The 8,119-nt window shown below is 61.1% G+C and carries 11 protein-coding genes; 8 read left to right on the top strand and 3 right to left on the bottom strand.

What is annotated here, in order from left to right; translation table 11 throughout:
- The 5 genes from Q7J58_RS23130 to erpA all read left to right on the top strand — a co-directional run.
- Positions 1 to 161 (top strand): uL13 family ribosomal protein (locus tag Q7J58_RS23130; protein WP_304832516.1); only part of this gene is annotated, 161 nt, incomplete at its 5' end.
- A gap of 12 nt (positions 162 to 173) precedes the next feature.
- Positions 174 to 566, top strand: a complete 393-nt coding sequence (gene rpsI / locus Q7J58_RS23125; protein ID WP_304832514.1) for a 30S ribosomal protein S9 — start codon at positions 174 to 176, stop codon at positions 564 to 566.
- Between the two features lie 268 nt (positions 567 to 834).
- Positions 835 to 1,377, top strand: coding sequence for a DUF6776 family protein (locus Q7J58_RS23120; RefSeq protein ID WP_336623524.1), 543 nt, complete (start codon positions 835 to 837; stop codon positions 1,375 to 1,377).
- Between the two features lie 28 nt (positions 1,378 to 1,405).
- Positions 1,406 to 1,804: a polymer-forming cytoskeletal protein gene (locus Q7J58_RS23115; RefSeq protein ID WP_304832510.1), complete on the top strand. Its 399-nt coding sequence runs from the start codon at positions 1,406 to 1,408 to the stop codon at positions 1,802 to 1,804.
- A 115-nt stretch (positions 1,805 to 1,919) separates the two neighbouring features.
- Positions 1,920 to 2,285: an iron-sulfur cluster insertion protein ErpA gene (gene erpA, locus Q7J58_RS23110; protein ID WP_304832508.1), complete on the top strand. Its 366-nt coding sequence runs from the start codon at positions 1,920 to 1,922 to the stop codon at positions 2,283 to 2,285.
- 93 nt (positions 2,286 to 2,378) lie between these two features.
- On the opposite strand, the gene Q7J58_RS23105 is transcribed toward erpA, so the two are convergent.
- Positions 2,379 to 3,647 (bottom strand): M23 family metallopeptidase, encoded by a 1,269-nt coding sequence (locus Q7J58_RS23105; protein ID WP_304832506.1) that lies wholly within the window; start codon positions 3,645 to 3,647, stop codon positions 2,379 to 2,381.
- A 278-nt stretch (positions 3,648 to 3,925) separates the two neighbouring features.
- Here Q7J58_RS23105 and tyrS point away from each other — a divergent pair, with 278 nt between their 5' ends.
- The 3 genes from tyrS to dtd all read left to right on the top strand — a co-directional run bounded on the left by tyrS (position 3,926) and on the right by dtd (position 6,630).
- A complete protein-coding gene (gene tyrS, locus Q7J58_RS23100; protein WP_304832504.1) occupies positions 3,926 to 5,188 on the top strand; it encodes a tyrosine--tRNA ligase in 1,263 nt (420 codons plus the stop codon).
- 72 nt (positions 5,189 to 5,260) lie between these two features.
- Positions 5,261 to 6,190, top strand: coding sequence for a cation diffusion facilitator family transporter (locus Q7J58_RS23095; protein ID WP_304832503.1), 930 nt, complete (start codon positions 5,261 to 5,263; stop codon positions 6,188 to 6,190).
- Positions 6,187 to 6,630 carry a D-aminoacyl-tRNA deacylase gene (dtd, locus tag Q7J58_RS23090; RefSeq protein WP_304832502.1) on the top strand — a complete coding sequence of 148 codons (444 nt, stop codon included), beginning with the start codon at positions 6,187 to 6,189 and terminating at the stop codon, positions 6,628 to 6,630. Before Q7J58_RS23095 ends, dtd begins: the two co-directional genes overlap by 4 nt.
- Before the next feature lie 16 nt (positions 6,631 to 6,646).
- Here the strand turns inward: dtd and ybeY are convergent, their stop codons facing one another.
- Positions 6,647 to 7,102 (bottom strand): rRNA maturation RNase YbeY, encoded by a 456-nt coding sequence (ybeY, locus tag Q7J58_RS23085; RefSeq protein ID WP_304832500.1) that lies wholly within the window; start codon positions 7,100 to 7,102, stop codon positions 6,647 to 6,649.
- Positions 7,103 to 7,113: 11 nt separating this feature from the next.
- On the bottom strand, positions 7,114 to 8,100 hold the full coding sequence (locus Q7J58_RS23080; RefSeq protein ID WP_304832498.1) for a PhoH family protein: 987 nt from the start codon (positions 8,098 to 8,100) through the stop codon (positions 7,114 to 7,116).
- Positions 8,101 to 8,119 lie beyond the last annotated feature (19 nt).

Below are 8,119 nucleotides of genomic sequence, written 5' to 3'. Positions count from 1 at the left end.
GCGACATGCAGGCCAAGCACCCTGGCCGCGCACTCGAAAAGGCTGTCAAGGGCATGCTGCCCAAGGGCCCGCTCGGTTACGCCATGATCAAGAAGCTCAAGGTGTATGGTGGTGCAGAGCATCCGCACACCGCCCAACAGCCGCAAGTGCTGGAACTCTAAAGGAGCCTTGAGATGATTGGTGAATGGAACAATGGAACCGGCCGTCGCAAATCCAGCGTCGCCCGCGTGTTTCTGAAAAAAGGCTCCGGCCAGATCGTTGTGAACGGCAAGGACATCCAGTCCTACTTCGGCCGTGAGACCTCGATCATGATCGCCAAGCAACCCCTGCTGTTGACCAACCACGCCGATACCTTCGACGTGATGGTGAACGTGCACGGTGGTGGCGAATCCGGTCAGGCCGGCGCCGTGCGCCACGGCATCACCCGCGCCCTGATCGACTACGACGCCACGCTCAAGCCGAGCCTGTCGCAAGCCGGTTTCGTGACCCGCGATGCCCGTGAAGTCGAACGTAAAAAGGTCGGTCTGCGTTCTGCGCGCCGCGCCAAGCAGTTCAGCAAGCGTTAATTCGCCAGGCTTCTGCAGCAAGAACCGCCTTCAAGCTTGTCTTGGGGCGGTTTTTGCATTTTGGCGTTCTGTTGCGATGGTTTGCAAATGGAAGGTGGTCTGAATGCGTTTGCGTCTGTTGCGAAGAAAATTGACCGTGAGTGCACCCCGCATGGCGGTTCGCAGTGCCTTGCCTTGGCCGTTTCACTGGTTGTTGGGTGCCGTGGTGCTCGGTTTTTCGGGGGCGCTGGCGCTCTGGGCTTTCGAGGTGGGCAAGGACATTGCGGGCTTGGACCGCCATGCCAAGCAGGAGCTGGTGCAGTTGCGCGGGGAAGTGCAGCAGTTGCGCTCTGATCTGGTCAAAGCGCAATCGGTGGCCAATACCTCAGAAAGCCTGCTGACCGCGGAAAAGGCGGTGCAAGAGCAACTGACGCAACAGATTCGCCAGTTGGAGATGGACAACCAAATGTTGCGCAGCGACCTTGGTTTTTTTGAGCGCTTGATTCCAGGAACAGGCACCGATTCTCTGAGCATTCGTGGCTTGCAGGTGGAGCGGCTGTCCGAAGGTCAACTCAAGTGGCAGGCGTTGATGATTCAGGCGTCCAAAAACGCGCCAGAATTCAAAGGTATGCTCGAGATCACCTTCTCCGGTACGCTGGAAGGCAAGCCCTGGTCGATGGCCCACGCTGCAGCGCCGCAAGCGGTGGTGATCAGGAGTTATCTGAGGCAAGACGGTATCGTGGCGGTGCCGCCGCTGGCTGTGGTGAACGTCGTGACCGCCAAAATCCTGCAAGGCGGTGCCGTCAAGTCGGTGCAAACCATCAAACTATAAATTTGTATTCGTCGTTTGGAGATTCCCTATGTTTGGCAAAAAAAAACAACCACCGATCAAAAGCCTGATTGCCCAAGGCACTCGGATTGAGGGCAACGTGGTGTTTCACGATGGTCTGCGCGTGGATGGCGATGTGGTCGGTGACATTCGCGCCAGCGACGAGCAGCCGAGCATTTTGGTGGTCAGCGAATCTGCCAGCGTGACGGGCCAGATCCACGCCGACCACGTCATCATCAATGGCGCGGTGAAGGGCCCGGTGTTTGCGCACGATCTGCTGGAGCTGCAGCCCAAGGCGCGCATTGAAGGGGACGTGTCCTACAAGGCACTGGAAATGCACCAGGGGGCTACCATTTCGGGTCAGCTCAAGCCGATGACTGGCAGCGTGGAAGACAAACCCACACTGAAACTGGCGGCAAATAACGGTTGAGCACAATTCCGACCGTTTTGCTATAGCATTTGGACTTGCTGCGGGTGATGGTCATCAGCAGCCATATTTTCCTTGTGACGGGGTGGCCCGTTGCACCCACGAAACGAGGTGATCCATGAGCGCAATGGCCGAAAACATCCAGACAGAAATGCCCGCACCGCTGATCTTTACCGACAGCGCTGCAGCCAAGGTGGCCGATCTGGTGGCCGAAGAGGGCAATCCCGATTTGAAGCTGCGCGTCTTCGTGCAGGGCGGCGGCTGTTCGGGTTTCCAGTACGGCTTTACGTTCGACGAAGTCATCAACGAGGACGACACCATCATGTCCAAGAACGGTGTTTCGCTGCTGATCGACGCCATGAGCTACCAATATCTGGTGGGTGCCGAGATCGACTACAAGGAAGACCTGGAAGGTGCTCAGTTCGTCATCAAGAACCCCAACGCCAACAGCACCTGCGGTTGCGGTTCAAGCTTCAGCGTCTGAGTTTCCGGAGCGTTCCCGGACACAAAAAAGGGAGCCATTGGCTCCCTTTTTTGTGTCCGGCGTTTGTTGGTGTGACGCCCCCTGTTCTGGGTATTACTGCGCGCTGGCCTGTTGCAAAGTGGCTGCTGCATCCAGTTGCAGGCGCTGCAGCTGGGCCACAGCGTCAAAGCGGGCGCGCAGGGCAGGGCTCACAGGAATGGTTTCGCTCTGGCGAGCAATCTCAAGCGGGTCTTGAGGAACGTCGTTGGTGCGGAATTCAAAGTGCAAATGGGGGCCTGTGGACGCTCCCGTGGAGCCGACTGCTCCCACGCGGTCGCCTTGGTTCACGCGCTGACCACGGCTCACGTCGATGCGGCTCAGGTGGGCGTACAGTGTGCTTTGGCGGTCTTTGTGCTGGATCTGAATGACGTTACCGTAGCCACGTTGCCAGCCCGCAAAGGTCACCACGCCATCACCAATGGTGCGCACCGGCGTGCCGGTGGGGGCTGCATAGTCCACGCCCAGATGGGCTTTGCGTTGGCCCGAGATGGGATGAAAACGCATGCCGTAGCCGCTGCTCACCCGGGAGAATTCAAGCGGTGAAGTCAGGTAGGACTTGCGCGAACTTTGTCCATCGAAACCGTAGTACGCACCTTTTTTGCCCTCCCCATCAAACCAGACGGCTTCGTGCTCGCGGCCGTTGTTGATGAACTCGGCGCTGAGCACACGGCCGGCCCGCATGGCTTCGCCATCGGCTTCCAGGGTTTCGTAGACCACACTGAATCGGTCACCCTGGCGCAGGTCGCGACGGAAATCGATTTCAGAGGCAAAAATTTCAGCCAGTTGAACGGCGACGCTGTCGGGCAGGTTGGCTGCATCGGTGGCCGCAAACAACGAGCTGTGAATGGTGCCGCTGGCCAGCTGTGCGGAGGCGGTCAGCTCGCCCGTTTCGATGCGCGCACTGAGACCCGAGGTTTGTTTTTCGATCACCAGCCGGTTGAACAGTCGGCCATCGTCTGGCAGCCAGCGGGCGGTCAGGCGAAGCAGTTCCCCGCTGTCGGAGGTTTCGACGCTGACCATTTTGCTGCTGCGGCCGCTGAAGAGTTGCCGGGCGGTTGGGTCTGCGCGCAAAAAATTCTGAGCGGCTGTGTCGCTCACGCCCAGACGCTGCAACAGGCTTTGGGCGGTATCGTCACGGCGAATGGTGTCGCTGCGAAACAGCGTGAGCGGCACGGCTGCAGCAAGGGTGTCAACGACCAGTGGCTCCAGGGCCAGTGACTCAATGACCTGGCTGACGGGCAGTTTGGCTGCATCGGGTGCGAGCGGCGCTATGCCAAAGGCGGTAACGCCGGTGCCCAGCAACAGCACGCCGATAGCGCCCATGATGCGGCGGGGGTGTTTTGCAAGGCTTGTGCTCGTGGCTTGAACAAGGCTGGTCAGCGTGTTGAGTAGTGGATGGATCAAGATACGGTTCCAGCTAGCACACCGCCGCGGCGGTGTGCGAAAGACATGATGGAGACAGCGGGATGCACGATGGTTCCCGTTGGCCAAGGCGAACCTGTGAGACAGTTTTCAGAGCCCAAAGGCCAGACCACTAAAATTCACGGTCGATCCACAAAAGTATAGCCAGATCAAGGGCTATTGCATCCGAAAAACCCCTTATGAACCCCAGCCAAAAAGACGTCGATAGTTCTAAAAACCAGACCCCTTCAGGGCTTGAACTGACCGACGGCGTGCGCGAGGCGATGGCCGTGACCCTGCGTGGATGTGAAGAGTTGATCCCGCAGGACGATTGGGCCAAAAAACTGATGAAATCAGAAGCCAGTGGTGTGCCGTTGCGGATCAAGCTTGGATTGGACCCGACGGCACCCGACATCCACATTGGTCACACCGTGGTGTTGAACAAGATGCGCCAGCTGCAGGACCTGGGGCATCAGGTGATTTTTCTGATTGGCGACTTCACCAGCCTGATCGGCGATCCCTCTGGGCGCAACAACACGCGCCCACCGCTCACCAGCGAGCAGATCAAGGCCAATGCCGAGACGTATTACAAACAGGCCAGCCTGGTGCTGGACCCGAGCAAAACCGAAATTCGCTACAACAGCGAATGGAGCCTGCCGCTGGGTTCTATGGGCATGATTCAGTTGGCGGCCAAATACACCGTGGCGCGCATGATGGAGCGCAACGACTTCCACGACCGATTCAAGGCCGGCACGCCGATCAGCGTGCACGAGTTCTTGTACCCGCTGATGCAAGGCTACGACTCGGTGGCGCTGAAGAGCGACCTGGAGCTGGGCGGTACCGACCAGAAATTCAACCTGCTGATGGGGCGTCACCTGCAGCAGGAGTATGGCCAGGAGCCGCAGTGCATTTTGACCATGCCACTGCTGGAAGGGCTGGACGGTATCGACAAGATGTCCAAGTCCAAGAACAACTACATCGGGATCACAGAAGAGCCCAATGGCATGTTTGCCAAGGTGCTGTCCATCAGCGACACGCTGATGTGGCGCTGGTACACGCTGTTGTCGTTCAAGTCGCTGGCCGAGATCGAGGCGCTGAAAAAAGAAGTGGAGGGCGGGCGCAACCCGAAGGACGCCAAGGTGATGTTGGCCAAGGAGATCACCACGCGGTTTCACAGCGCTGCGGCGGCCGATGCGGCCGAGCAGGACTTCATCAACCGAAGCAAGGGTGGTGTACCGGATGTCATTCCCGATGTGGTGCTCTCGGGTGCGCCGCTGGGGGTGGCGGCCATGCTCAATGCGGCCGGGCTGGTGGGGTCCAATGGCGAGGGCAATCGGTTGATCGACGGCGGGGGCGTGCGCATCGATTCGGCTGTGGTCAGCGACAAGGGCCTGAAGCTGGGCGCTGGAACCTATGTGGTGCAGGTGGGCAAGCGGAAGTTTGCCAAAGTGACGCTGGGTTGACCCTGCGCGCGGGAGGCGTGCTTTGCCTGTCCTGCGCTGCGCATTGCGCCTGCGGTAACGGACAATCGTGCCATGTCTTTTCTTGCCTCCCGCTTCCTGACCCCACAACGCCTGCTGATGGCGTCGGTGGTGGTTGCCCTGATCACCATCACGCTCAAGACCCTGGCCTGGGTTATTACCGACTCGGTGGGCCTGTTGTCCGACGCCATGGAGTCGCTGGTGAACCTGGCCGCTGCGACCTTCGGTCTGGTGATGGTGACCATTGCCGCCCGTCCCGCCGACGAAGACCATCCCTACGGGCATCACAAGGCGGAGTATTTTTCGTCAGGGTTCGAAGGTATTCTCATCATCGTGGCGGCCCTGGGCATCATGTGGGTCGCAACCCACCGCCTTTTCGACCCGCAGCCGATAGAACAGGTTGGCTGGGGTTTGGCGCTGTCGGTGGCCAGCTCGGTGCTCAACGGGTTGCTGGCCTGGGTCATGTTTGGCGCCGCCCGGCAGCACCGTTCCATTGCGCTGGAGGCCGACGCCAAACACTTGGTGACAGATGTATGGACCTCGGCGGGGGTCGTTATTGGGATTGCCTTGGTGCATTTCACCGGCTGGCTTTGGCTGGACCCGCTGGTGGCCATGGCCGTGGCCGCCAATATTCTGAAAGAAGGCGTTCACCTGATCTGGCGCTCGTCGCAGGGCTTGATGGACGAGGCGGTGGAGCCCGAGATCATGGCCGATATCCAGGAAGCGCTGGCGGGTTTTGCCAGCCAGGAGGGCGAGGCGGCCATCATCCGGTTTGACCATTTGAGTACCCGAAAAGCCGGTCAGCGCCGGTTCCTGGATGTGCACATGCACATGCCGGCGGCGTGGTCGCTCGGGCGCGCAGCAGCCGTGCGTGCCAGTGTGGAGCAAGCGCTGATGAGCGCCGTGCCCGGCTTGCGCGCCACCATTCAGCTGCTGCCCAGCGATGTGGAAGCCCACTTTGGCGACGAAAGGGACTTGATTTGATCGCCTTGCTGCAACGTGTGAGCGAAGCCCGGGTGGTGATTGCCGGGGAGACGGTGGGTCAGATTGGCGCGGGTTTGTTGGTGCTGGTGTGCGCCGAACCCGAGGACACCGAAGCGGTGGGCCAAAGGCTGCTGACCAAGATACTCAAGCTGCGCATTTTTGGCGACGAGCAGGGCAAGATGAACCGCAGCGTGCAGGACGTGGGCGGTGGCCTGTTGATCGTGAGCCAGTTCACGCTGGCCGCCGACACGAAAAGTGGCAACCGGCCGGGCTTCACCGGTGCAGCCGCCCCAGCGCTGGGCGAGGCGCTTTACAACCAGTTCGTGGCGGCGGCGCGCGCCCAGCACCCGCTGGTGCAAACCGGGCGCTTTGGTGCCGACATGCGGGTGCATCTGGTCAACGATGGGCCGGTGACGATTCCGCTGCGCATCACGGCCTGACCGCCGCTGCGTTTGCTCAGGCGTAGGGGTTGTTCAGCCCCAGCCCGGCCAAAATTTCAATTTCGCGCGCTTCCATTTCTTCGGCATCGGCTTCGCTGGTTTCGTGGTCCCAGCCCTGGGCGTGCAGGGTGCCGTGCACCAGCAGGTGGGCGTAGTGGTCGGCCAGGGTCTTGCCCTGCTCGGCGGCTTCGCGGGCCACCACGGGCGCGCACAGCACCAGGTCGGCCATCACCAGGGGCTCGGTTTCGTAGTCAAACGTGAGCACATTGGTGGCGTAGTCTTTGCCCCGGTAATCGCGGTTCAGGGTCTGGCCCTCTTCGGCGTCCACAATGCGCACGGTGATTTCGCCGTCGGCGTCCAGCGCATGGCGGATGCAGCGGGCGACCTTGTGGCGGGGCAGGGCGGCGCGGTGGGTGGCGGCATCGGCGAGCGCGCCGAACTGGAGCGAGAGGCTGAGGGTGGGCAGTGGCATGGGATTGAGCGTCAGAGCGTTTTGCGGCGTGTGCGTTTCACGGGCGGGGCTTCATCGGCGTCGGCCTGTGGGCTGCGGGCATCGTAGGCGTCCACAATGCGCGCCACCAGCGGGTGGCGCACCACGTCGGCGCTGGTGAGGCGGTTGAAGGCGATGCCGGTGACGCGCTTGAGCACGCGTTCGGCGTCGATCAGGCCTGAGAGCTGGGTGCGTGGCAGGTCGATCTGGCTCACGTCGCCGGTGACCACGGCCTTGCTGCCAAAGCCGATGCGCGTGAGGAACATCTTCATCTGCTCGGGCGTGGTGTTTTGCGCTTCGTCCAGGATCACAAAGGCGTGGTTGAGCGTGCGCCCGCGCATGAAGGCCAGCGGTGCAATTTCAATTTGCTGGCGCTCAAACGCCTTTTGCACCTTGTCGAAGCCCATCAGGTCGTGCAGCGCGTCGTAGAGCGGGCGCAAATACGGGTCCACCTTCTGGCCCAGGTCGCCCGGCAAAAAGCCGAGCTTTTCGCCCGCTTCCACCGCCGGGCGGGTGAGCACGATGCGCTGCACCGCGCTGCGTTCCAGCGCATCCACCGCGCAGGCCACGGCCAAATACGTCTTGCCGGTGCCCGCCGGGCCAATGCCGAAGGTGATGTCGTGCGTGGCCATGTTTTCCAGGTAACGCGCCTGGTTGGGCGTGCGCCCGCGCACCTCGCCGCGCCGGGTCTGCATGGCCAGCGCGCCGTCACCACCGGTGGGCAGGGCGGTGTCGCCGCTCAACATCAGCTGGACGGTTTCGGCCGGAATCGGTTTTTTGGCCATTTCGTACAGGGCCTGCAGCGTTTCCAGCGCCTGGGTGGCTTTGGCTTTGGGGCCTTCGATGCGGAACTGCTCGAAGCGGTGCGCCACCTTGACCTGCAGGGCCGCCTCAATGCTGCGAATGTGGCTGTCCATGGGGCCGCAGAGGTGGCCCATGCGGGTGTTGTCGGGTGGGGAAAAGGTGTGGCGCAGAATCATGTGGTGCAGTGGTTTGAAA

Source organism: Hydrogenophaga sp., from assembly GCF_030656115.1.
Lineage (GTDB): Bacteria > Pseudomonadota > Gammaproteobacteria > Burkholderiales > Burkholderiaceae_C > Hydrogenophaga.
Note: the sequence above shows the minus strand (reverse complement) of the source record. Positions and strands in the feature narration are given on the sequence as shown.